Raw genomic sequence first — 24,059 nt, forward strand, 5'->3', positions numbered from 1 at the left:
GCCGCGCGCCGGGCAGGGGCGGTCCGATGGGGATGCGGGCCGGGCTGGGGACGACACCCGCGTGGGGAGGAGGGTGGGCTGAGGGAAGCGGGCCGGACTGTGGGGGTCCGGCCCGCACGAGGGGTGAGGCCGAGGGCTGGCGGGCGTGCGCGGCATCGGAGACGGGCAGGGACCAGGGGATCGATCGGGGAGGACGGACGGGTGGGGGACGAGCTGGACATCTCCCGCGGTGGGGCGCTCGCCGTGGACACGGAGCAGCTGCGGGGCATCGGCCGACGTCTGCGCGCGCTGGGGGACCTGCTGGCGCGGGTGGCCGCGGAGCTGCGCCTCGTCCGCACGCTCGCGGACGGGGCGGGTGCGGACGCGTCCGGACTGGAGGGGCCGGCGCAGCGCATCGCCGGCGTCGCGGAGCTGCTGGTGCCTACGGCGCAGGGCGTCGAGCTCATGGCCGAGGCATACGAGATCGTGGAGCTGCGTGCCCGGGCCGAGCTGGAGGCAGCCTCGGACCCGGGCGAGGCCGCGGCGTTGCGCCGGGATGCCGAGCTGCTCTCCGAACGCAATCCCGCCGCGGCCGCTGCTGCGGCCTCCCTCCTCGCTCAGGGGGAGCGGCGTCGGTTCGATGGCTTCGCCGACCAGACCTGGTGGGCGCAGCACCTGTCGCCCGCGGGCGCACACCCGGCGCAGCTCGCCGCGGGGCTGTGGCTCACGGGCGTCGGGATGGTCGGCAAGGGAGTGCGCCCCGCGGATCGGCCGCTGCATCCGTCGGACACCTCCGTCGCGATCGCTCCGACCAGGGTGCCGGGGCCGTCCGCGGCGCCTCGCGGGCTCGCAGACCTCACGGACCGGTTCCCGGCCACCACCGGCGCGCAGGTGCGGGTCGAGACCTACACGATGCCCGGCGGCCGTCGGGAGTACATCGCCTATGTGGCGGGCACACAGCTGTCCGCCGACTCCCGGGAACCGTGGGGGATGGGCGCGAACCTGGATCTGTACCTGCACGACCGGGAGACCGCCTCGTACCAGGCGGTGGTCGACGCGCTCCATGACGCAGGGGCCGGCGAAGGAGACGCCGTCACCATCGTCGGGCACTCCCAGGGCGCGATGATCGGCGGTCTCGTGGCCCAGAGCGGCGAGTTCCCGGTGCACACGCTGGTCGGCTTCGGCTCCCCGATCGACCCGGTGCTTCCCGAGTCCACGACGAGCGTGATGGTCCGCCACACGGACGACCCGGTGTCCAGCCTCGCCCAGGGAGGCACCGTCGCGGGCACCGGGTCGCCGGACAGCGTCGTGGTCTCGAGGATCGGCGACCCGGCGCAGGGTCTGCAGGACGCCGTGCTGACGACCCATCACCTGTCGACGTACGCCGAGACCGCGGCGCTCGCCGACGCCGCCGGGGACCCGCGGCTCATCGCGCTCGGGGAGCGCCTCGCGGCACTGGACGAGGCCGTGGAGATCCTCGCGACCGACTACGTCGCGAGGATCGAGCCGCCGACGAGGGAGCTGGCCCCGGGCGCCGACGCTCCGGCGGACGATCGGTTCTGACCGCGACGACGTGTTCGCGAGAGCCGTCGGCCCGTTCGAGGGAGCCGTGGTCCCGTTCGCGGGACCCGTCAGGCGGAGGGATCAGTCGCGGCGGCGGTCGCGCTGCGGGCGGAGGATCCCGGCGAAGACGGCGTTGATGATCGAGATGATCAGCGCCGCGACGACGCCCCACCAGAAGTTGCCGACGTTCAGACCCCAGCCGAACATCCCGGTGATGACGGCGGTCAGCCACAGCAGGAACCCGTTGATGATCAGCGAGATGAGCCCGAGGGTCAGGATGTACAGCGGGATCGCCACGATGCGGACGACGGTGCCGATGATCGTGTTGACCAGGGCGAAGATCAGCGCCACGACGAGCAGGGTCAGCACGAGCTGCAGCGTCTCCCCGGGGGCGAACGGGGTCACCGTCACCTGCAGGAAGGGCATGAGCGTCACCACCCAGATGGCGAACGCGTTCACGATGATGCGGATCAAGAATCGCATGCCTCGAGTCTGCCAGGCCCGCGTCCACTGCCACAGGCCCTTGCCCTCTCCACCCTCCCCGTGCTCGCCCTTCCGTCCTCGTCCCTCCCCATCGCCGAAACCCCCTCGCGCCGCCGAAACCCCCTCGCAGACGCGCGTTTCAGAGGGGGTCTCGGCGGGAAAGGGGGGTTTCGGCAGCCTTTGGCCGGGGAGAGAGGAGACCGCGAGGGAGAGGGAGGAGAGGGCGGTTCTAGACTCGACAGGGTGAGCGAGCCCATCCTGCCCCGCATCCGGCCCGAGATCGCGGCGCTTCCGCCGTACCGCCAGGGCAAGCAGGCGTCCGCCGACGCGTTCAAGCTCTCCAGCAACGAGAACCCCTTCGATCCCCTGCCCCAGGTGCAGGCCGCCCTGGAGCGGGCCACACCCATGAACCGCTACCCGGACGCGACCGCCGGGGCCCTGCGCGCGCGGCTCGCCGAGCGGTACGGGGTCCAGCCCGATGCCGTGCACGTCGCCTCGGGGAGCGTCGCGATCCTGTACCAGTTCGTGCAGGCCGCGGCATCCGTGGGCGACGAGGTCGTCTACGCCTGGCGGTCGTTCGAGGCCTATCCGGGCATCCCGCTCATCGCCGGGGCGACGGGGATCCCCGTGCCTCTCGCCGAGGGCGGACGACACGACCTGGACGCGATGGCCGCGGCGATCACGGACCGCACGCGGGTCGTGCTCGTCTGCACGCCGAACAACCCGACCGGCCCGATCGTCACGAGCGCCGAGTTCGCCGCCTTCCTCGACGCGGTGCCTCGCGACGTTCTCGTCCTGCTCGACGAGGCCTACGCGGAGTTCGTCACCGCGCCCGACGCCGTGGACGGTCTCGCCGAACGCGTCTTCGAGACCCACCCCAACGTCGTGGTCCTCCGCACCTTCTCCAAGGCGTACGGGCTGGCCGGACTCCGCGTCGGCTACGCCATCGGGGATCCGCGCGTCCTCGACGCGGCGCGCAGCACCGCCGTGCCGCTGTCCGTGACCGCCGCCGCCGAGGTCGCCGCCATCGCGAGCCTGGACGCCGAGGACGAGCTGCGCGTGCGCGTCGCCGAGCTCGTCGCCCGACGCACGACGCTCGCGGAGGGGCTCCGGGCCCAGGGCTGGGCGGTGCCCGACGCACAGGGCAACTTCGTCTGGCTCCCGACCGGGGATGAGACGACGGCCGCCGCGGACGCCTTCGCCGAGGCCGGGATCGTCGTGCGCGCGTTCGCCGGAGACGGCATCCGGATCTCGGTCGGCGAGGAGGAGTCGCTGCCGCGCATCCTCGACGCCGCCGCTGCGCTTCGCCACTGACCGCCTCCGGTCGGTGCCGAGACCCCCTCGCAACGCCGAAACCCCCTTGCAGGTGCGCATCTCAGAGGGGGGTGTGGATGGCGTGAGGGCGTCTCGGCGGCCTGGCGGCGCGGGCGGGGAGGGCGCTGGGCTCGCCCCGGCAGGGGAGGCGTCGGCAGACGGACGGACGGCATATCCCGCGGGCGGCATGAATCGGTGGAGAAGGTCCTACGGATCCGGAGAACCGTTGTGCGGACTCTCCACGCCCGAGCCGTGAGGCTCGGTTAGCGTAGAACCGTGACCGCCGCTGACCCCGCTCTGATCCGCGTCCTGGACGCCGACGGAGCCTTCGCACCGAGTCCCGCCGCCGAAGAGTTCCTCCCGCTGATCGACGCCCTCACCGACGCCGAGCTCGAGCAGTTCTACCGCGACATGGTCGTCATCCGGGCGATCGACACCCAGGCCACGAACCTGCAGCGGCAGGGACAGCTGGCGCTGTGGCCGCCGAGCCGCGGCCAGGAGGCCGCGCAGGTCGGCTCCGCCCGTGCCGCGCGCCCGCAGGACACCCTCTTCCCCTCCTACCGCGAGCACGTCGTGGCGCGGATCCGGGGCGTCGACCCGGTCGACATCATCCGGCTCATGCGCGGCGTCTCGCACGGCGGGTGGAACCCGACGGATCCGAAGAACGGCAACACCCGGCTCTACACGCTGGTCCTCGGCTCGCAGGTGCTGCACGCCACGGGGTTCGCCATGGGCCTGGTGTTCGACGGGAAGTGCGGAACCGGCGACCCCGATCGCGACGAGGCCGTCATGGTCTATTACGGCGACGGGGCCTCCAGCCAGGGCGACGTGCACGAGGCGATGGTCTTCGCCGCGAGCTACCGGACCCCTGAGGTCTTCTTCCTGCAGAACAACCACTGGGCCATCTCCGTGCCGGTCACGACCCAGTCGCCGGTCCCGCTGGTCCAGCGAGGGCCGGGCTACGGGATGCCCAGCATGCGCGTGGACGGCAACGACGTCCTCGCCAGCTACGCCGTCACCCGGCACGCGCTGGAGGGCGCCCGCTCCGGCGGCGGACCCCGCGCGATCGAGGCCGTGACCTACCGGATGGGTGCGCACACGACCAGCGACGACCCGACCAAGTACCGCGGCGACGCGGAGGAGGCCGAGTGGGCCCGGCGGGATCCGATCACCCGGATGCGGGCGTACCTGGAGTCCCGCGGCGCCGCGTCCGCGCTCTTCGAGGACGCGGAGGCGGAGGCGGCGTCCGCCGCGGAGGATCTGCGCGCGCGCACCGTCGCCCTCCCGCCCCCCGACCCGGCGATGGTGTTCGAGCACATCTACAGCGAGCCGCACCCGCTGGTGGAGGAGCAGCGCGCCTGGCGCGCACAGTACGAGGCGTCCTTCGACGCCGACGCCGCCACGGAAGGGGGCCGGGCATGACCATCGAGACGATGCCGTTCAGCAAGGCCCTCAACGCCGGGATGCGCAAGGCCATGGAGGACGACCCGCGCGTCCTCCTCATGGGCGAGGACATCGGCCGCCTCGGAGGAGTCTTCCGCGTCACCGAGCACCTCCAGCGGGACTTCGGCGAACAGCGCGTGCTGGACACCCCCCTGGCCGAGTCGGGCATCGTCGGCACCGCGATCGGCCTCGCCATGGCCGGCTTCCGCCCGGTGTGCGAGATCCAGTTCGACGGGTTCGTCTTCCCCGCCTTCGACCAGATCACCTCGCAGCTCGCCAAGCTCACCTACCGCCACGAGGGCGCGATCTCGATGCCGATCGTGATCCGGATCCCCTACGGCGGGCACATCGGAGCGGTCGAGCACCATCAGGAGAGCCCCGAGGCGTACTTCACGCACACGCCCGGGCTGCGGGTCGTGTCGCCGTCCACGGCGAACGACGCCTACTGGATGATCCAGGAGGCTATCCGCTCGAACGACCCCGTGATCTTCATGGAGCCCAAGAGCCGCTACTGGCCCAAGGGCGAGGTGGAGCTGGAGGCCTCGGCGCTGCCGCTGCACGCGTCGCGCATCGTCCGCCGCGGCACCGACGTCACCCTCGTCGGGCACGGCGCCATGGTCACCACCCTCCTCCAGGCGGCCGCGCTCGCCGAGGCGGAGGGCACGAGCTGCGAGGTCGTGGACCTGCGCTCGCTCTCGCCCGTGGACTACGGGCCCATCCTGGACTCGGTGCGATCCACCGGGCGGATGGTCTACGCGCAGGAGGCGCCCGGGTTCACCAGCCTGGGCAGCGAGATCGCCGCGACGGTGATGGAGCGCGCCTTCTACGCCCTCGAGGCGCCGGTGCTGCGGGTGTCCGGGTACGACACCCCGTTCCCCCCGGCCAAGCTCGAGGGGGAGTACCTGCCGGATGCCGACCGCATCCTCGAGGCCGTCGACCGGTCCCTCGCCTACTGAGGCCGGTGCTCCCGCCCGCTCGACGACCGGGACGAGCCGCTCGTGCACCGACCGGAATGAGTAAGGATCAATCATGAGCACCCAGACCTTCACCCTGCCGGACGTCGGCGAGGGCCTCACCGAGGCGGAGATCGTGTCGTGGCGCGTGGCGCCCGGGGACACGGTGGCCGTCAACGACGTCATCTGCGAGATCGAGACCGCCAAGTCGCTCGTCGAGCTGCCGTCGCCGCACGCCGGCACCGTCGGCGAGCTCCTCGCGGAGGAGGGCGCGACGATCGACGTCGGCACGCCGATCATCACCTTCGTGCAGGACGACGGATCCGCGCCCGCGCCCGTCGCCGAGCCCTCGACCCCTGCCGCGGACGAGGGATCGGGGTCGGTGCTCGTCGGCTACGGCTCCGGCTCCGGCGCGTCCTCGCGACGGCGTCGCCCGGCCGCCCGCCCCGTCCGCAGCTCCGTGGGCGTGATCGCGAAGCCGCCGATCCGCAAGCTCGCCCGCGACCTCGGCGTGGACCTGGCCGCCGTCACCCCGACCGGGGCGGACGGGGAGGTCACCCGTGAGGACGTGATGACGCAGGCGCAGCAGGCGTCGGTGTTCCGCAACATCCGCACGCCCGAGTGGGGCGACGTGCGCGAGGAGACCGTGCCCGCCCCAGCTCCGGCGCCGGTCGGGCTGGCGCGCGGCGTCGCCGCCCCGGCGCACCCGGCGCCGGCGGGCGCCGCCCCGGAGCGCCCCGAGTCGGCGCCCGACGAGCGGACCGAGTCGATCCCGGTGAAGGGCGTGCGCAAGGCCAGCGCCAATGCGATGGTGCAGAGCGCGTACACCGCTCCGCACGTGACGGTGTGGAAGGAGGTGGACGCCTCCCGCACGATGGAGCTCGTCAAGCGCCTCAAGGCGTCGCCGGACTTCGCCGACGTCAAGGTCTCGCCGCTGCTGATCATGGCGCGCGCCGTGATCTGGGCGGTGCGTCGCACGCCCATGGTCAATGCCGCCTGGGTCCAGGGCGAGAACGGTGCGGACATCCTGGTCCGCCACTACGTGAACCTGGGCATCGCCGCCGCCACTCCGCGGGGACTGATCGTCCCGAACATCAAGGACGCCCAGAACCTCGGCATGCGCGACCTGGCCCGTGCTCTGAACCGTCTGACCCTCACGGCCCGCGAGGGCAAGTCGACCCCCGCCGACCAGCAGGGCGGGACGATCACGATCACGAACATCGGGGTCTTCGGGATGGACGCCGGCACCCCGATCATCAACCCGGGCGAGTCCGGGATCGTCGCGATGGGGACGATCAGCCAGAAGCCGTGGGTCGTGGACGGCGAGGTGCGCCCGCGCTGGGTGACGACGGTGGCCGGCTCGTTCGACCACCGCGTGATCGACGGCGACGAGATGAGCCGCTTCATCGCCGACGTCGCCGCGGTGCTGGAGGAGCCCGCCCTCCTCGTCGACTGACCCCCGCCGCGACCCCTCGCCGCGTCGTGCCGCGCCGTGGACGGTGCCGTACACCGCGCCCGCGTCGTGCTCCCGCGCCGCGCCATGCGCCCGCGCCGCGCCCCCGCCGTCCGGGCGAGCCAGGACGCCGAGTGGTCAGAAATTGTGGGTTGACGCCCCGCGAGGCCACAATTTCTGACCACTCGACCGAAGAAGTTGGGAGAGGGCGACGTGGCGCCCCGTTGTTTGAGAACGATTCTCATTTCGTTTAGAGTGAGCGGGTGAAGAAGCCCGTGATCGCCGTCTCGCTCGTGTCCGTCGCCGCCCTCGCCCTCGCGGGGTGCTCGTCCGCCGGATCGGCGGGCGGGGCGAGCCCTGATGACGGGAGGATCGCGGTCGTCGCCTCCACGAACGTGTACGGCGACCTGGCCGCGGCGGTCGGCGGGGACCGCGTCGACGTGACCTCGATCATCCGTTCCGCGACGCAGGACCCGCACTCTTACGAGGCCTCCGCCCGGGACCGGCTCACGGTCGAGGGGGCCGATCTCGTCATCGAGAACGGCGGCGGGTACGACGCCTTCATCGACGATCTGCTCGACGGATCGGACGTGCCCGTCCTCACCGCCGTCGAGTTCTCGCACGACTACCCGGGCAACGCCGGTCACGACGAGGCGGAGCACTCCGACCACGCCGGAGCCGAGGACGACCACGCCGAGCACGACCACGGCGACGAGCACGGCGAGGAGGGCCACGAGGGTCACGACCACATCGAGGGCTTCAACGAGCACGTCTGGTTCGACCCGCACACCATGCGCCACCTCGTCGAGGACATCGCCGCGCACCTCACCGAGCTCGACCCCGAGGGGAAGGCCGACTTCGAGGCGGGCGCGGCGACGCTGACCGCCGAGCTCGAGGACGCGGAGACGCAGCTCGCCGACCTCAAGGAGAAGGCCGCCGGGGCGAACGTCATCCTGACGGAGCCGGTGCCCGGCTACCTCGCCGCGGCGGCCGGCCTGACGGATGTCACACCGGACGGGTTCGCCGAAGCGGTGGAGGAGGGGCGCGACGTGCCCCCGGCCACGCTTCTCGCCGCGCTCCAGGCGATCGAGGGCGGGGGCGTCCGCGCGGTGCTGACCAACGCCCAGACCGGCGGGCCGGAGACGCAGCGGGTCGAGGACGCCGCGACCGGGGCGGACGTGCCGGTCGTCGCGTTCACGGAGATCCTGCCCGAGGGGAAGACGTACGCTGAGTGGATGCATGACGCGATCGCATCCCTCGCCACGGCGCTGGGCGCGTGAGCCCGGCCACCGACGGCGGCTCGGCCGCGCCCGTCCTGCAGATCCGCGGCGCGGCCCTGCGGCGTCCCGGCGGGCGCAGCGGCGACCGTGAGCTGTGGTCGGGGTTGGATCTGGACGTCCGGCCCGGCGAGTTCATCGCCGTGCTCGGGCCGAGCGGTTCCGGCAAGACGACGCTCCTGCGCAGCATCCTCGGACTCCAGGCGTTGAGCGCGGGCCGGATCCTCGTCGGCGGGGAGCCCGTCCGGCGCGGGAACCGCCGCATCGGGTACATCCCGCAGCAGCGTCCGTACGCTCCCGACACCGCGCTGCGCGGCCGGGACGTGGTGGCCCTCGGCATCCAGGGCCCGCGGTTCGGCCCGCCGATCCCGCGGCGCACCGACCGCGCGCGGGTCGACGACGTGCTGGCGGACGTGGGGGCGTCGGCCTTCGCCGACCGGCGGGTCGGAGAGCTCTCCGGCGGCGAGCAGCAGCGGCTGCGGGTCGGCCAGGCGCTCGTGGACCACCCGAGCCTGCTCCTGTGCGACGAGCCGCTCTCGAACCTCGACCTCGCGAACCAGCAGGGCGTGACGGACATCATCGATCGCCAGCGCCGCGAGCACGGCGCCGCCGTGCTGTTCGTCACCCACGACATCAATCCGATCCTGGGCAAGGTGGACCGCATCCTCTACATCGCCGGCGGCCGGTTCATGCTCGGGACCCCGGACGAGGTGCTGCAGAGCCGCGTGCTGACGGATCTCTACGGCGCCCCGGTGTTCGTGCTGCGGGCGGGCGACCGCCTCGTCGTCGTCGGGATCCCGGACGCCGAGCCGCATCATGCGCACGACGACGACCAGCACCCGCGGAGCGTCGCGTGAGCGCGGCCGGAGCGGTGGCGGCGGCCGTGCCCGCGGTCGACTGGGGCGACGTGTTCTCGTTCCAGGACTACGGGGCGCTCGTGGCGCTGCTCGCGAACTCGATCGCCGCGGGGGCGGTGCTCGGGATCGTCGGCGGCCTCGTCGGGGTGTTCGTGATGCAGCGCGACCTCGCGTTCGCCGTGCACGGGGTCAGCGAGCTGTCGTTCGCCGGTGCTGCGGCGGCCCTGCTGTTCGGCGGCAGCGTTGTGGCCGGATCGATCGGCGGCGCGCTGGTCGCGGCCGTGCTGATCGGGCTCCTCGGCGCCCGGGCTCGCGAGCGCAACTCGATCGTCGGCGTGCTCATGCCGTTCGGGCTCGGGCTCGGGATCCTGTTCCTGTCGCTGTACGAGGGGCGGAGCGCCAATCGCTTCAGCCTGCTGACCGGGCAGATCGTGTCGGTGTCCAGCCCGGACCTCGGGTGGCTCATCGGGATCAGCGCGGTCGTCCTCGTCGTCCTGGTCCTGATCTGGAACCCGTTGCGGTTCGACTCGCTGGATCCCGTCTCCGCGCAGGCGCGGGGTCTTCCCACGGGCGTCCTCGGGATCGTGTTCATGGTGCTGCTGGGGCTCGTGGTCGCCGTCGCGGTGCATATCATCGGCGCTCTGCTCGTGATGGCGCTGCTCGTCACGCCTGCCGCGGCCGCGATGCGGGTCGCTGCCGGGCCCCTGTCCGTTCCACTGCTGGCGGCGCTGTTCGGGTTCGTCGCCGCCGTGGGCGGGATCCTCCTGGCGCTCGCCGGTCCGCTGCCGGTCAGCCCCTACATCACGACGATCTCGTTCGCGATCTACCTCGGCTGCTGGGTCGTGCAGCGCTCGCGCGAGCGGGTCCGCCCCGCCTGACCGGCGTCACGGACCCGCTCGCACGTCCGCTCAGGCGGTCGGATCCCCGTAGAGCTCGGCGACGTCCTTCGCGTCCAGCCAGTGCGAATAGGTGGGGCCCTGCGGCCACCCCTCCGGGACGTCCTGCCACTGCTCCTGGCGCCCGTACGGGAGAACGTCGTAGAGGGAGAAGAGGAGGCCGAACTGCTCCGCGCCGCGATCGGACGTGTGCCAGGTGCGGTAGACGTCGTCGCCGTCGCGGAGGAAGACGTTGATCGCGAACCCCTCGCCCGGCCCGGCGTCGACGTCCGCCCCGAAGGGGCTGCCGGCCGACGAGTACCAGGTCATCAGGTTCCCGACGCGCTTCTTGTAGGCGAGGATCTCGTCCATCGGGCCGTTCGTGACGATCACGAAGCGCGCGTCCACGTTGGCGAGCCCGCCGGTCCGGCCCCACTGCGAGGTCAGGCCGGTGCATCCCCCGCACTGCCACCGGGCGCCGTCCGTCCACATGTGGTGGTAGGTGATGAGCTGGCTGTGCCCCTCGAACACGTCGGCCAGCGTCACGGTCGACCCGTCCTCCGCGGTGAGCGTGTATCTCGGGAGCTTCACCGCGGGGAGCCGCCGGCGCTCGGCGGCGATGGCGTCGAGCTCGCGGGTCGCGGCCTTCTCGCGGACGCGTAGGCGGGCGAGCTCCTCGCGCCAGGTCTCCTCGTCGACGACCGGGGGGAGCGGAGTGGTGGGTGCGGGCATGAGGCCTCCGATGTTCACGCTGTACACATCTGGTATGTTCACACCGTACACATCGAGCGTCGGGAGGACAAGAGGTGGCCTATCATCACGGCGATCTCGCCGCGGCGCTCGTGGAGGCCGCGGTCGAGCTGACCCGCGAGGGCGGACCGGACGCGCTCACCGTTCGGGAGGCCACGCGCCGCGTCGGCGTCTCGCCGAACGCCGCCTACCGGCACTTCCCCCACCGGGACGCCCTCCTCGAGGCGACGGCCGACGCGATCCAGGTCCGGCTCGCCGCCGCGATGGCCGCGCAGGAGGGGGCGACCCCGGTGGCGCGGCTGCGGCGCATCGGCCGCGCGTACGTGGACTTCGCGCTCGCCGAGCCGGGATGGTTCGCCGTGGCCTTCTTCGGCGGCCGCCCGCCCGGCCCCGCCCAGCTCGCCCAGTCGCCTGCCTACGGGGCGCTGATCGACGCGCTCGACGCCCTGGTGGCCGAGGGCGCGGTGGCTCCGGCGTCCCGCGACGACGCCGCCTGGGCGTGCTGGGCGACGGTCCACGGCTTCGCCGAGCTCGCCCTGCACGGGCCCCTCGTCGACACCGCGCCTCCGGAGCTGCGCCGTCGGGCGGCGGTCGCCATCGATGCCATCATCGCCGGCGTGCAGAGCCGGCCGGGTGAGCGCGGCGTCGGCTGAGCCGGTTCCCAGTCCGGCGTCAGTCCCGCGGAATAGACTCGGGGGCATGGCTCAGCGCAATACGTGGCAGCGTGAGCGGGTGCGGGACGCGCTCGCGGATGCGCGCGGCTTCGTGAGCGCGCAGTCGCTGTTCGCGACGCTGCGCGAGGAGAAGACCGGGATCGGCCTGGCGACGGTGTACCGCGCTCTCGCCGGGCTCGCGGCCTCGGGCGAGGCCGACTCCCTGCAGAGCCCCGAGGGCGAGGCGCTCTACCGCGCCTGCAGCAGCGAGGGGCACCACCATCACCTCATCTGTCGCTCGTGCGGCCTGACGGTCGAGATCGAGGCGTCCGACGTCGAGCAGTGGGCACGCCGCACCGCCGCGCTGCACGGGTTCCGCGACGCCGAGCACGTGGTCGACATCTTCGGCCTCTGCGCCACGTGCGCCAACGCCGGCGCGCGTGACGACGCGACCGCCGTCCAGGAAGCGTGAGCGCGGCGTGACGACCACGGCACCGCCCCGTCGCACGGCGCCCGCAGGACCCCCGTCGCGGCGACGCGAGCCGATGTCGGCGCGCGCGAAGGCGCTCGGCGCCGCGGTGGGCGTCGCCGTCGTCGTGGCGCTCGTCCTCATCGACGTGTTCGCGCCGACGCTGTTCCCCGCCACCCTCCCCACCCGCCTGCAGGACGGCCTGACGCTGTCGCTCAGCGTGCTGTTCGAGGCGCTGCCGTTCGTCGTGCTGGGCGTGCTCCTGTCGATCCTCGTGCAGGTATGGCTGCCCTCCGGCGTGATCGAGCGCATCCTTCCCCGACGCGCCTGGGCGCGCCGCGCGGTGCTGTCGCTGCTGGGCATGCTCATCCCCGTGTGCGAGTGCGGCAACGTGCCGTTCGCGCGCGGGCTCATGATGCGCGGGCTCGCCCCGGCGGAGGCGCTGACGTTCCTCATGGCGGCGCCGATCGTGAACCCGATCGTCATCCTGACCACGCACGCGGCGTTCGGATGGGACGGCGGCATCCTCGTGGCGCGCCTGGTCGGCGGCTACGTGATCGCGAACCTCATCGGGTGGATCTACAGCCGGCATCCCTCGCCGGACGCCCTCCTGACGTCCCACTTCCTCGACACCTGCGACCGCGCGGCTCACGAGCCGGGAACGCCGGTGCGGCGGAGCCTCGTGCAGTTCCTCGTGGAGCTGCGCGCCGTCATGCCCGCCCTCGTGATCGGCTCGGCGCTGGCCGGGGCCGTGCAGGTGCTCGTCCCGCGGGACGCGCTGCTGGCGATCGGATCCAACCCGGTGCTCTCGATCGTCGCGATGATCGCGCTCGCGGTGACGGTGGCGATCTGCTCCAACGTCGACTCGTTCTTCGCGCTGTCCTTCGCCTCCACGTTCTCCTCCGGCGCGATCATCGCGTTCCTGCTCGTCGGCCCGCTGGTCGACATCAAGATGATCGCGCTGCTGCGCACCACCTTCACCGCGCGGACCATCGCGGGCATCGTGGCGGTCGTCGTCCTGGCGGCGTTCGGGATCGGGATCGGGGTGAACGTCTTTGTCTGACGCCGTGCTCACCGCCCCCGCCGCCGAGCGCTCCCCGCGCAGCCGCCGGCTGCGCGGCCTCGGCACCCGCTGGCTGGGGGTCGGCCTCGCCGCCGTGATCTCGGTCGTGACGCTCGTGCTGGGGGTCACCGGTCGGCTCACGCTCTACATCAGCCCGGAGACGGTCTGGTTCGCCTGCGCGGCGGCGGTGGTGACGCTGATCGGCGCAGTGTGGTCGTGCACCCTGCCGCTCGGCACCGAGGACGACCACGGCCACGATCACGGCCAGGCCCACGATCACGGCCACGCCGACGATCACAGCCACGACGCCGCGGAGGCGGGCGCCGGGCACCGCCGGGGACCGGTGCGCCGTGCGGCCGGGACCGCGGCGGTCGTCACCGGGGGCGTGCTCGCGACCGGCGTCGCCGCCGGCGCTCTGCTCCTGCCGCCGGCCTCGCTCTCGGTGGATCTCGCCATGTCGCGCGCACCGGGATCGGACGTCCTCTTCGCCGGCGCCGACACCGTCACCCTGGGGGCGGCGACCGACACCAGCGTCTTCGGGATCGGCGACTGGGCGAGCGTGTTCGCGACCGCCGCGCGGCCCGAGACGTACGACGGCGCCGAGGTGACGCTGACCGGGTTCCTCACCCCGGCCGGCGACGAGGGGGACGAGGCTCGACTCACCCGCATGGTGATCACGCACTGCGTGATCGACGCGCAGCCCGCCGCGGTGCCCGTGCAGATCGACGCCTGGCAGAGCGACTACGCGGTCGGAGACTGGGTCGAGGTGACCGGGACGGTGCGGGCGCTGGAGGACGGCACCCTGCGCGTGGAGCCCTCGGGCGTGACCCGCGTCGACGAGCCGGGGGATCCGTATGAGCACTGAGGACCCCCGCGGCACGGATCCGACGCACGTGGGTCCCGGAGCGGCCGGCGCCGACGCGCCCCGCCCGCTGACCCGTGCGGAGGCGCGGGCCCGCCGCGAGGCGGAGGCGGCGAGGGCGGCGGCGACCTCCCCGGAGCCGGCCGCGCCCGTGGAGCCGACCGAGCCTGCACCGACGGCCGAGCCTGCACCGGCCGCCGAAACGGCCGACCCCGCGGAGCCCGCTGCACCCGACGAGCCTATGGACCCCGCGCCGACGGCCGAGCCCGCCGAGCAGGGGCCGCACATCGACACGGCGCCGGTGTGGCACATCGATCCCGCCCCGGGTGCTCGGCGCGACCCCGCGCGCACCTATCCGGGGTACGAGGGCGCGCCCGTTGCCGGCGAGGCGGGGGCCGCGACCGACGGCGCCGCGGCCGCCTCGTCGGGTCGCGGGCGCCGACCACGGTTCGCGCTGCTGCTGGGCGGCGTGCTGGGGGCCCTCGTGCTGCTCGTCGGGGGGCTGAGCGCGGTGAGCCTGATCCAGGGGCCTCGCGTGAGCAGCGTGTCGGTGGACCCGCGCGCGGCGATCGAGTCGTCCGGCACCCGGCTCATCCTCCGGGCCAACGAGCCGCTGGCCGAGGTCGCCCCCGAGCAGGTGACGATCGAGCCCGCCGTGCCCTTCACCCTCGACACCGCCGGCCGAGCACTCGGGATCCGCTTCACCGTGCCGCTGGACGACGACACCGAGTACGCCGTCACCGTGGCGGACGTCACCGGCACCGGCGGCGGTCCGGCCGGGGCGCTGCACACGACCTTCCGCACCCCCGAGTCGCAGATCTTCCTCCTCCAGCGCGACGCGGAGGGCGACGACACCATCTTCCGGACGGACCTGGGCGGAGAGCGCGCCGTGCCGGTGTACAGCGCCGCGCAGATCCAGGACTTCCGCGCGACCGCCGATCGGCTGGTGGTCGCGGTGGAGAAGGGCGGCCTGTCGTCGTTGCGGGTGATGGACCTCGACGGCACGCACGAGGAGGAGCTGCCGCTCCCGGGCGACGGCTACCTGTCCATGCTGCAGGTCTCCGATCGGGGCGGCCTGGTCGGCTACACCTTCACGGACGAGAAGATCTCCGCCACGAGCGGGCGTGCGAGCGTGCTCGTGACGCAGTCGGTCCGCGGCGGAGACCCCCGCATCGTCGAGGTGGGCGGATCCACGCCCAGCGTCGCGGAGTGGCAGTTCGTCCCGGACACGTCGTCGGCGCTGTTCGTGGACTTCACCGGGACCCTGTGGGTGGACGACCGCTCGGCGGAGGCCGGGGCGACCAACCTCGGACTGGCGCAGTCGATCCTCGGGATCTCGCGGGGCACGTACACCGCGATCATCGAGCGCTCCAACACGCTGCTGGAGCTCGATCTCGCCGACGGATCGGAGAAGCCGCTGGCACCGTCGAACCCGGACTACGGACTGTCCACGTCGATCACGCCGTTCCCCGGCGGCACTCTGCGCCACACGGTGGACCGCGACGCCTCGGGCCTGCCGACGGGTCAGGGCATCGCGCGCGTGGACGACGACGGCACGGCGCAGATGCTGCTGTCCGTCACCGGATCGGATGCGATCATGCAGGCGTGCCCCTCGCCGAGCGGCCAGTACTCCGCGATCGTGGTGGCGCCGAACCTCGTCGAGAACCCGTACGACCGCTCCCTGCTGCCGCTGCCGAAGACGCTGCAGACGCACATCCTGGACACCCGCACCGGCGAGGAGAAGGTCGTCCTCGCCGGGTTCGACGCGTCGTGGTGCGCCGTGGGGCCCCGCCGATGACGCGGACGCCCGGCGCGGCGTCCCGGCATCACCGTGCGACGCGCGCCGAGCTGGCCGATCTCCCGGTGGAGGTCGCCCCGCGTCTGCTCGGATCGAGACTGCGCACGGTGCTCGACGGCGAGGAGACGGTCCTGCGCATCACCGAGGTCGAGGCGTACCACGGCAAGGGGACCGGGGAGACCGCGGATCCCGGCTCCCATGCGCGGATGGGGCGGACGGCCCGCAACGCCACGATGTGGGGCGAGCCGGGTCATCTGTACGTGTACCTCAGTCACGGGATCCACTCCTGCGTCAACGTCGTCTGCGGCCCCGAGGGGTCGGCCGGCGGGATCCTCCTGCGCGCAGGCGAGGTCGTCGAGGGCGTCGAGACCGCCGCGCGGCGCCGTGGCGCCGCGACGCCTCTCACCCCCGTCGCCGCCCGGGATCTCGCGCGCGGCCCCGGCCGGTTCGGACAGGCCTCGGGCCTTCGCCATCCGGCGCACGACGGGATCGACGCGGTCACCGGCGCCGAGCGCGCCGGCGCCGTCGCCGAGCTGTGGCTCGCGGACGTCGACGCGGATCCGCTCCCGATCGCGCGGGGCCCCCGCGTCGGGGTGGCAGGGCTCGCGGGCACCGCGGCGTTCCCGTGGCGGTTCTGGATCGAGGGCGACCGCACCGTCTCTCCCTTCCGCTGGGGGCGAGGGGCAGCCGAGGCGGCTGCGGCGCTCTAGCCGGACGTGTCACGCCCGGAGTCGCGCCGTGCTAGACTGACTCTTTGTCTGCGCACGCTCCTGTGCGTAGTTCGTATGCCTCCCCGTTCCGAATGTGCGGACGAGGCGTGCAGACAAGGGATCTTGGGTGGGGCCGTCCGGCCTCACGGTAATGAAGGAGTCACCATCATGGCAGCAGTGTGCCAGGTGACCGGTGCTGTTCCCGGCTTCGGTCACAACGTCTCGCACTCGCACCGCCGGACGAAGCGCCGCTTCGACCCGAACGTGCAGAAGAAGACCTACTACGTCCCGTCCCTCGGCCGTAAGGTCACCCTGAACGTGTCCGCCAAGGGCATCAAGGTGATCGACGCGCGCGGCATCGAGAACGTGGTCAAGGACCTCCTTGCGAAGGGTGTGAAGCTCTAATGGCGAAGAAGGCTCAGGACGTCCGTCCGATCATCAAGCTGCGCTCGACGGCGGGCACGGGGTACACCTACGTGACCAAGAAGAACCGCCGCAACACCCCCGACCGCCTCGTGCTGAAGAAGTACGACCCGGTGGTTCGCAAGCACGTCGAATTCCGCGAGGAGCGTTAATCATGGCCAAGAAGAGCAAGATCGCTCGCAACGAGCAGCGCAAGGCGGTCGTCGACCGCTACGCCGAGCGTCGTCTGGAGCTCAAGAAGGCTCTGGTCGACCCGAACTCGACCGACGAGCAGCGCGAGGCCGCCCGCGTCGGCCTGCAGAAGCTTCCCCGCAACGCGTCGCCGGTGCGTCTGCGCTCGCGCGACGTCATCGACGGCCGTCCGCGCGGTGTCCTCACGAAGTTCGGCATCTCGCGCGTCCGCTTCCGTGACATGGCGCACCGCGGGGAGCTCCCCGGCGTGACCAAGTCGAGCTGGTAAGCACGACGCCTTCAGAAGGGGCGAGGATCTTCGGATCCTCGCCCCTTCTGCGTCCCTGCCCGTCTCCCTTGCCCTGCCGCGCCGCCGCGCTCCCTGCCCTGCCGCGCTGCCGCGTCGGAGAACCCGCGCATCGGCGGTGGATCCGACGTGCGGCCTCCGCCGGAGTGGCAGTCGTCTGCTGTTGTGGCCGCTGCACGGGAAGGGGCGCGGGCACGTCTGGGGATCACGGGTGTGACTGGTGTGACGCATGAGGCGCGACACGCCGCCCCAATACGTGGAAACCCGCGAAATGACGCGGAAAAACGGGGCGGAGTTGATACATTCGAGGCGGTCATTCGACCAACGGGGGGCGTCCGCCCCGCGGAACTTCGAAAAACAAGCGACGAGCCTTTCGTCGCTGGAGGATGACATGGCTGACAAGTCCATCACCAAGACCGAGCTCGTCGCGAGCATCGCCAGCGCCACCGGTCAGAGCCAGGCTGCTGTCTCGGGCGTGCTCGACGCTCTGTTCGCCACGGTCTCGGACGCCGTTGCCAAGGGCAGCAAGGTCTCGATCCCGGGCTGGATCTCCTTCGAGCAGGTCGCGACCGCCGCGCGCACCGGCCGCAACCCGCAGACCGGCGCCGAGATCAAGATCCCGGCCGGCAAGCGCGTCAAGGTGACCGCCGGCTCCAAGCTCAAGGCCGCCGTCAAGTAAGACGTCTCGCCTCGAAGGCCGTCCCGCAGTCGCTGCGGGACGGCCTTCAGCGTCCCCACCGGGCTGCGCCGGGGGCGCATAGGTGACGCGCCTAGGCTGGAGGGGTGAACCGCCCGTCCAGCCCGCCCCCGACGAAGGGCGTCGTGTCGACGCAGGCCGCCGTCTCGCGCATCGCGGGACCCGTGATCCTCGTGGTGGCCGCCGTCGTCGCCGCGCTCGTCGGACTGGCCCTCGGCGGGGGCGCGGCTCCGGCCGTGATCGCCGACTCGGGACCGGTGGTGCGCTGGGGGCTCCCGCTGGTGAAGCTGCTCAGCAACCTCAGCGGCGCCGTCATGCTGGGCTCGCTCGTGCTCGCGCTGTTCGGGCTGCAGAGCGGGAAGCGGTCGTTCGACGTGGCGCTGGACGCCGCATCCATCGGCGCCGCGGTGTTCACGGTCTCGTCCGCGGGGGCGGCCTTCCTCACGTTCATGAACGTGTTCCCGGTCAAGCTCGACTCGGGGCCCGAGTTCGGTGCGCAGTTCGGGCGGTTCCTCGTCGAGACCAACCTCGGTCGCGCCTGGCTGATCACCGTCCTCGCCGCGGCCGTGATCACGATCTCCGCGTTCGCCTTCCGCAGCTGGCTCGCGGCCCTCCTCACCGCGATCCTCGCGGCGGCGGCCTTCATCCCGCTCGCCACCGAGGGACACGCGGGCGACCTCGCCGGGCACACCGCCGCGGTGAACTCGATCCTGCTCCACACGCTGGGCGCGGCCGTCTGGCTCGGCGGCCTGGTGCTGCTGGTGATCCTGCACGGCACGCGCACCGAGCTCACCCGCTTCGGCCCGCTCCTGCGCCGATACTCCGCGATCGCCCTGGCGGCGTACGCCGTGGTCGCCGTCTCGGGCGTGGCCCGCGCCATCGTCGCCGTCGGCACCTGGGAAGCGCTGTGGTCCTCCGGATACGGCGCGCTCGTCATCGCGAAGGCGGTGCTGCTGCTCCTGCTGGGCGCGTTCGGCGCCTGGTACCGCACGCGGCTGATCCCCCGCATCGAGACCACCGGGAACGCGACCCGCTGGTTCTGGACCCTGGTGCTCGCCGAGCTCGCGCTCATGGGACTGGCCTCGGGAGCGGCGGCGGCCCTGGCCCGCACGCCCCCGCCGACCGGGACCGAGCCGGCGTCGTCCCGGACACCGGCGGAGATCCTCACCGGATCGCCCCTTCCGCCCGAGTTCACCCTCGACCGCTGGTTCACCCAGTGGAACATCGACCTGATCTGGCTGACCGCGGCGGCGTTCGGGATCGTCTTCTACCTGGCCGGCGTCCGCCGGCTGCGGGCCCGCGGCGACTCCTGGCCCGTGCACCGCACCGTCCTCTGGATCCTCGGCATGCTGCTGCTCGTCTGGGTGACCGGTGGGCCGATCAACGCCTATCAGGAGTTCCTCTTCAGCATCCACATGATGGGGCACATGATGCTGTCGATGGCGATCCCGTTGCTGCTCGTGTCCGGCGCGCCGGTCACCCTGGCGCTGCGTGCGATCGACAAGCGCGAGGACGGAACGCGCGGCGGGCGGGAGTGGATCCTCTGGGCCGTGCACTCGCCGTTCTCGAAGGTCGTCACGAACCCGTTCGCGGCCGCGGCGATCTTCATCGTGTCGCTGTGGGCGTTCTACTTCACGGACCTCGTGCGCTGGGCGATGAAGGACCACATCGGGCACCAGTGGATGACGATCCACTTCCTCATCTCCGGCTACCTCTTCGTGCTCTCCCTGATCGGCGCCGATCCCGTGCCCAAGCGCCTGCCCTACCCCGGCCGGCTGATCACGCTCATCGCGGTCATGGCCATGCACGCCTTCTTCGGGATGGCGATCATGATGCAGTCCGGGCTCATGGTGGCGGAGTGGTTCGGATCGATGGGGCGGACCTGGGGGCCGACGCCGATGGAGGACCAGTACATCGGCGGCGGCATCGCGTGGTCGATCGGCGAGATCCCCACGCTCATCCTCGCCATCACCGTCGCGATCCAGTGGAGCCGCAGCGACGCCCGCGCGGAGAAGCGGGCCGACCGTCACGCGGACCGCACCGGCGACGCGGAGCTGGCCGAGTACAACGCGCGCCTGGCCGAGCTCGCGGAGAAGGACCGCCGCGCGGCGGAGCGGGAGGCGCGGCAGGCGCCCCCCCGGCGCTGACCGTCACAGTGATCGGGCGGCCGATCAGTCGCCGTCGTCGATGGGAAGGTCCGGGGAGCCGACGACGATGGAGGCGGCGCCGTCCGGGAGCACCTGGATCGTGGCATCGATCCGGAACCGCACGTCCTCGTCCACCTCGCGGATGCTGCCGTCGTACAGCGACTGGACGTCGACGACGATGTGCGCGACCGCGTCCGTCGGCGGGATCCGCCAGTTCGCGCCGTCGGGCTCCACGGAGACCTTCGGCATCTCCACGATCGACCAGTGCGGGTCGGAGGCGAGCTTGTTCTGCACCGTCATCCCGAACGGGCATCCCGCCGGCATGAGCACCTGCTGCGTGGCGCACTGAGTGAGGAACTCGTCCACCCGCTCCTGCACGACCTGCACGAACTGGTCCGTCGGCTGGGCCTGGACGTCGACCGGGACGGTCGCACCGGGCGCGTCCGCGAGGACCCCGATCCCGGGCGTGGCCGACATCGGGGTGTCCACGCTCACGGAGTACAGGCCAGGGGAGAAGACGAGGAGCGGCACCGGCTCCAGCGGCGGCGCGTCCACGCCCCCGGCCGCGACCTGACGCCGGTCGAGCTCGAATCCGTTCACCGTGAACTGCTCGGCGCCGCGCACCGTCAGCGACACGACCGCGAGGGGGCTCTGCGAGAACCGCCACGTCGGCGCGACCCCGAGCCAGCCCTCCCGGGCGACGTGGAAGGTCGTCCGTCCGGCGTGCCCGCCCGCGCGGTACTCCACGGTGACGAGGGTCTCGTCCCCGTCCACGCGCTCGTCGGCGACGGTGTAGTCGGTCAGGGGAGCGAGAGCCGTTCCGCGCAGAAGCGCGTCCGAGGCGGCGGCCGCATCCCCGTCCAGCGCCTCGCGATCCAGGGCCACCCCGGGGAGGCGCAGGGCGTCAGAGGCGCGGTGCTGCGCGAGGAGGTCGAGGTAGCGCGTGACGAACGCCGAGGGGCTGTAGAACTCGCGGTACAGGGTGACGCCGCCGGCGCCCAGCGCGGCGACGAGAACGAGCGCGACCACGCCCAGCAGCGCGAGATCCGACGACAGGCGAGCCGGACGACGGCGCGTCGGGACGTCGCTCGGCTGCTCCATGGGCGCCAGTCTAGGCAGTGGGACTGTGCCGAGCCCGAATGCCCTCGGAGAGGTGCGCCGCGCCCGGAGGAGGGCGCCGTACCATGGTGTGCGCATCCCCTGTCCGAGAGCCTGAGCATCCGTGAGCATCCCCACCCTGTCCGACGAGCAGCACGAGCTGTTCCGCCTCATCGAGGACACCAGGGACCACGTGTTCGTCACCGGCCGCGCCGGGACGGGGAAGTCCACGCTCCTGCAGCACTTCGCCTGGAACACGAGCAAGCAGATCGCGGTGTGCGCGCCCACCGGGGTGGCCGCGCTGAACGTCGAGGGGCAGACGATCCACTCGCTCTTCCGCCTCCCCATCGGGCTCATCGCCGACACCGAGCTGGATCAGTCCGACGCCACGCGGCGGATCCTGAACGCGATCGACACGCTCGTGATCGACGAGGTCTCGATGGTCAACGCGGACCTCATGGACGGGATCGATCGATCCCTGCGCCAGGCTCGCGGGCGCCGGGGAGAGCCGTTCGGCGGCGTGCAGGTCGTGATGTTCGGCGACCCGTACCAGCTGGCGCCGGTGCCCCCGCGCGGCGACGAGCTGCGCTACATCCAGGACCACTACCGCTCGTTCTGGTTCTTCGACGCGAAGGTCTGGACCGGGGGCGCCGCCGACGAGGCGGGCATGCTGGACGTCGGCGAGCACGGGGCGCCGCTGCACGTGCGCGAGCTCGTCCGCATCCACCGGCAGGCCGACGACGGGTTCAAGGCGATGCTGAACGCCGTCCGGTACGGCCGGGTGACGGCGGAGATCGCGGGCGCGCTGAACGCCGCCGGCGCGCGGACGCCCCCGGAGCCGGAGCCGGGGGAGCCGCCCATCATCACGCTCGCGACCCGCAACGACATCGTCAACAGCATCAATCGGCGTCACCTCGCGGCGCTCCCGGGCCGCGAGCAGACCGCGAAGGCCGAGGTGTCGGGCGACTTCGGCCGCGGGGAGGCGAACTACCCCGCGGACGCCGAGCTCAAGCTGAAGGTCGGGGCGCAGGTGATGTTCCTGCGCAACGACGCCGGCGTGCAGGGGGAGCCGCCCCGCTGGGTGAACGGCACGATCGGCACGGTCACGCGGATCCTGGGCGACACGGTGCGGGTCGAGATCGACGGGGAGGAGGTGGACGTCGAGCCCGCCGTGTGGGAGAGGTTCCGCTACGCCTACAACCCGGGGACCAAGACGCTGTCGCGCGAGGTCGTGGCCGAGTTCACGCAGTTCCCGCTCCGTCTCGCGTGGGCCGTGACGATCCACAAGTCGCAGGGCAAGACGTACGACCGCGCGATCGTGGATCTGGGCTCCGGCGCATTCGCGCCCGGGCAGACGTACGTAGCGCTGTCCCGGCTCACCTCCCTCGACGGGCTGTACCTGTCCCGCCCGCTGCGTCCGAGCGACATCCGCGTGGACGAGGACGTGCGCCGCTTCATGCGCGCGGCCTGGGAGGCGCGGCAGGGCTCGACCCCGGTCCTTCCCGCCTGAGCCTCCCGGCGGGGCGTTTCGTCTCGCTGCGCTCGCTCAACGACCGGGGCGGGCGGGCGTCAGGCGGCGAGGCGCTGCGCCTCGAGCTCCTCGAACAGCTCGGTGTTGAAACGGTAGGCGAGCAGCACCTCGTCGATCACCCGCTCGCGCTCGGCCTCGTCCCACGGAGCGGCGTCCAGCTGCTCGCGGTAGACGTCCTTGAAGGCGGCGGGGTCGGCGATGGCGTCGAAGAGGTAGAACCCGATCCCGTTCGTCTCGAAGCCGAATCGCCGGGCCATGACCCGGCCGATGAACAGGCCGCCGGACAGGTCGCCGAGGTAGCGGGTGTAGTGGTGGGCGACGAAACCGCCGGGCCAGGTCGCGCCGACCTGGCGGATGCGCTCCACGTAGCGGGCGGTCGCCGGCAGCGGCGCGATGCGCTCTCGCCATTCGGGGCCGACGAGGAAGTCCAGGTCCGCTTCGAGGGCGGGCAGCCGGGTGAGCGCGTCGCTGAGGAAGACGGACGCGACGGGATCCTTCCGCATCCGTTCGCCCACCTCTTCGAGCGCCTCGTAGATGAAGTAGTGCTGAGCGACGAGGGAGACGTAGTCCTCCCGGGACGCCTCGCCGCTCAGGAGCGAGGCCATGAAACCGGCGTGCTCACTGCGCGAGTGCGACCCGGAGGAGCGCTCGCGCAGCGCCGCGGAGAAGGAGACGATCTCGGCCATGGCACGAGTGTAAGGCACACCTAACTTCCGCACCCAGCGAAAGACGGGGATTCCGAGCCGGCGGATCGGGATCGCTCAGCCGGCTCGCAGGTCAGTCGTGTGGGCGAGCATCCACGCCGAGGGCGGCGCACGCGGCGTCATACAGGGCCACGACCTCGCGACGCACCTCGGGTCGCTCCTGGATGGGACCGCCCGGCCAGGGCACGCGCAGCGTCTCCGGAGCCCCGGACGCGCGGCTGACGGTCCACTCGCCGGCGTCCCCGTCGAAGCCGCGCATCGATGCCGAGACGATGTCGGCGCCGCCGAACGCGCGCGCGATGAGCAGGTTGTCGTCCTGATGATCGCCGTTCATGTGGCGGAGGACCGCCGCGACGACCTCGTCGGAGAAGGGGCTGGGCATGGCCCCACTCTACGCAGGAGGGGACGTCCCGGACCCGGCCCGCCGGCCGTCCGCGCACGGGCGGGATCGGGATCATCCGTAGGGATGACGAGGACGC

General features: G+C 72.3%; 25 protein-coding genes. 20 read left to right on the forward strand and 5 right to left on the reverse strand.

From position 1 onward, the window contains the following. The first annotated feature begins 201 nt into the window (after positions 1-201). Positions 202-1,542, forward strand: coding sequence for a hypothetical protein (locus tag K8F61_RS14065; protein ID WP_231819558.1), 1,341 nt, complete (start codon positions 202-204; stop codon positions 1,540-1,542). An 81-nt stretch (positions 1,543-1,623) separates the two neighbouring features. On the opposite strand, the gene K8F61_RS14070 is transcribed toward K8F61_RS14065, so the two are convergent. Next, entirely contained in the window at positions 1,624-2,025 is a 402-nt protein-coding gene (locus tag K8F61_RS14070) for a phage holin family protein (RefSeq protein WP_067249591.1), read from the reverse strand. A 243-nt stretch (positions 2,026-2,268) separates the two neighbouring features. Between K8F61_RS14070 and K8F61_RS14075 the strand changes: the two genes are divergently transcribed. From K8F61_RS14075 to K8F61_RS14105, 7 genes are all read left to right on the forward strand, one after another. Further along, positions 2,269-3,339, forward strand: a complete 1,071-nt coding sequence (locus K8F61_RS14075) for a histidinol-phosphate transaminase (RefSeq protein WP_231819559.1) — start codon at positions 2,269-2,271, stop codon at positions 3,337-3,339. Positions 3,340-3,615: 276 nt separating this feature from the next. Then, positions 3,616-4,761, forward strand: a complete 1,146-nt coding sequence (locus K8F61_RS14080; protein ID WP_067249586.1) for a thiamine pyrophosphate-dependent dehydrogenase E1 component subunit alpha — start codon at positions 3,616-3,618, stop codon at positions 4,759-4,761. Then, positions 4,758-5,738, forward strand: a complete 981-nt coding sequence (locus K8F61_RS14085) for an alpha-ketoacid dehydrogenase subunit beta (RefSeq protein WP_067249584.1) — start codon at positions 4,758-4,760, stop codon at positions 5,736-5,738. The genes K8F61_RS14080 and K8F61_RS14085 overlap by 4 nt, the downstream gene beginning before the upstream one ends. A 73-nt stretch (positions 5,739-5,811) precedes the next feature. Beyond that, complete coding sequence (locus tag K8F61_RS14090) at positions 5,812-7,191, forward strand: dihydrolipoamide acetyltransferase family protein (RefSeq protein WP_231819560.1); 1,380 nt, start codon at positions 5,812-5,814, stop codon at positions 7,189-7,191. Positions 7,192-7,451: 260 nt separating this feature from the next. After that, the gene (locus K8F61_RS14095; protein WP_231819561.1) at positions 7,452-8,468 is read left to right on the forward strand and encodes a metal ABC transporter solute-binding protein, Zn/Mn family; all 1,017 of its coding nucleotides are present in this window, start codon (positions 7,452-7,454) and stop codon (positions 8,466-8,468) included. Next, positions 8,465-9,322, forward strand: a complete 858-nt coding sequence (locus tag K8F61_RS14100) for a metal ABC transporter ATP-binding protein (RefSeq protein ID WP_231819562.1) — start codon at positions 8,465-8,467, stop codon at positions 9,320-9,322. The genes K8F61_RS14095 and K8F61_RS14100 overlap by 4 nt, the downstream gene beginning before the upstream one ends. Before the next feature lie 26 nt (positions 9,323-9,348). Further along, a complete protein-coding gene (locus K8F61_RS14105; RefSeq protein WP_231821563.1) occupies positions 9,349-10,200 on the forward strand; it encodes a metal ABC transporter permease in 852 nt (283 codons plus the stop codon). Positions 10,201-10,230: 30 nt separating this feature from the next. Here the strand turns inward: K8F61_RS14105 and K8F61_RS14110 are convergent, their stop codons facing one another. Continuing rightward, positions 10,231-10,929, reverse strand: a complete 699-nt coding sequence (locus tag K8F61_RS14110) for a DUF899 family protein (protein ID WP_231819563.1) — start codon at positions 10,927-10,929, stop codon at positions 10,231-10,233. A gap of 74 nt (positions 10,930-11,003) precedes the next feature. Between K8F61_RS14110 and K8F61_RS14115 the strand changes: the two genes are divergently transcribed. The 11 genes from K8F61_RS14115 (at position 11,004) to K8F61_RS14165 (ending at position 20,247) form a co-directional block, all read left to right on the forward strand. Next, complete coding sequence (locus K8F61_RS14115; protein WP_219085223.1) at positions 11,004-11,600, forward strand: TetR/AcrR family transcriptional regulator; 597 nt, start codon at positions 11,004-11,006, stop codon at positions 11,598-11,600. A gap of 46 nt (positions 11,601-11,646) precedes the next feature. Then, positions 11,647-12,072, forward strand: coding sequence for a Fur family transcriptional regulator (locus tag K8F61_RS14120; protein WP_219085224.1), 426 nt, complete (start codon positions 11,647-11,649; stop codon positions 12,070-12,072). 73 nt (positions 12,073-12,145) lie between these two features. Beyond that, entirely contained in the window at positions 12,146-13,132 is a 987-nt protein-coding gene (locus K8F61_RS14125; protein WP_219085225.1) for a permease, read from the forward strand. 4 nt (positions 13,133-13,136) lie between these two features. Next, positions 13,137-13,997, forward strand: coding sequence for a TIGR03943 family putative permease subunit (locus K8F61_RS14130; RefSeq protein ID WP_231819564.1), 861 nt, complete (start codon positions 13,137-13,139; stop codon positions 13,995-13,997). Next, positions 13,987-15,792, forward strand: coding sequence for a hypothetical protein (locus tag K8F61_RS14135; protein ID WP_231819565.1), 1,806 nt, complete (start codon positions 13,987-13,989; stop codon positions 15,790-15,792). Before K8F61_RS14130 ends, K8F61_RS14135 begins: the two co-directional genes overlap by 11 nt. Then, positions 15,789-16,502 (forward strand): DNA-3-methyladenine glycosylase, encoded by a 714-nt coding sequence (locus K8F61_RS14140; RefSeq protein ID WP_067245472.1) that lies wholly within the window; start codon positions 15,789-15,791, stop codon positions 16,500-16,502. Before K8F61_RS14135 ends, K8F61_RS14140 begins: the two co-directional genes overlap by 4 nt. Before the next feature lie 168 nt (positions 16,503-16,670). Then, a complete protein-coding gene (rpmB, locus tag K8F61_RS14145) occupies positions 16,671-16,907 on the forward strand; it encodes a 50S ribosomal protein L28 (RefSeq protein ID WP_067245377.1) in 237 nt (78 codons plus the stop codon). Beyond that, entirely contained in the window at positions 16,907-17,077 is a 171-nt protein-coding gene (gene rpmG / locus K8F61_RS14150; RefSeq protein ID WP_046014935.1) for a 50S ribosomal protein L33, read from the forward strand. Before rpmB ends, rpmG begins: the two co-directional genes overlap by 1 nt. 2 nt (positions 17,078-17,079) lie before the next feature. Then, positions 17,080-17,385 (forward strand): 30S ribosomal protein S14, encoded by a 306-nt coding sequence (gene rpsN, locus K8F61_RS14155; protein WP_067245380.1) that lies wholly within the window; start codon positions 17,080-17,082, stop codon positions 17,383-17,385. 409 nt (positions 17,386-17,794) lie between these two features. After that, positions 17,795-18,082, forward strand: a complete 288-nt coding sequence (locus K8F61_RS14160) for an HU family DNA-binding protein (protein ID WP_045250850.1) — start codon at positions 17,795-17,797, stop codon at positions 18,080-18,082. A gap of 143 nt (positions 18,083-18,225) precedes the next feature. Then, positions 18,226-20,247: a bifunctional copper resistance protein CopD/cytochrome c oxidase assembly protein gene (locus tag K8F61_RS14165; protein ID WP_231821564.1), complete on the forward strand. Its 2,022-nt coding sequence runs from the start codon at positions 18,226-18,228 to the stop codon at positions 20,245-20,247. 24 nt (positions 20,248-20,271) lie between these two features. On the opposite strand, the gene K8F61_RS14170 is transcribed toward K8F61_RS14165, so the two are convergent. After that, a complete protein-coding gene (locus K8F61_RS14170) occupies positions 20,272-21,348 on the reverse strand; it encodes a hypothetical protein (RefSeq protein WP_231819566.1) in 1,077 nt (358 codons plus the stop codon). Between the two features lie 121 nt (positions 21,349-21,469). On the opposite strand from K8F61_RS14170, the gene K8F61_RS14175 reads away from it, so the two are divergent. Beyond that, positions 21,470-22,855: an ATP-dependent DNA helicase gene (locus K8F61_RS14175; protein WP_219085228.1), complete on the forward strand. Its 1,386-nt coding sequence runs from the start codon at positions 21,470-21,472 to the stop codon at positions 22,853-22,855. Between the two features lie 59 nt (positions 22,856-22,914). On the opposite strand, the gene K8F61_RS14180 is transcribed toward K8F61_RS14175, so the two are convergent. Both K8F61_RS14180 and K8F61_RS14185 read right to left on the reverse strand, forming a co-directional pair. Further along, the gene (locus tag K8F61_RS14180; protein WP_067245390.1) at positions 22,915-23,562 is read right to left on the reverse strand and encodes a biliverdin-producing heme oxygenase; all 648 of its coding nucleotides are present in this window, start codon (positions 23,560-23,562) and stop codon (positions 22,915-22,917) included. Positions 23,563-23,653: 91 nt separating this feature from the next. After that, positions 23,654-23,962 (reverse strand): DUF2470 domain-containing protein, encoded by a 309-nt coding sequence (locus tag K8F61_RS14185; protein ID WP_231819567.1) that lies wholly within the window; start codon positions 23,960-23,962, stop codon positions 23,654-23,656. Positions 23,963-24,059: the final 97 nt, after the last annotated feature.

Source organism: Microbacterium resistens (genome assembly GCF_021172025.1).
In the GTDB taxonomy this organism is placed as follows: domain Bacteria; phylum Actinomycetota; class Actinomycetes; order Actinomycetales; family Microbacteriaceae; genus Microbacterium; species Microbacterium resistens.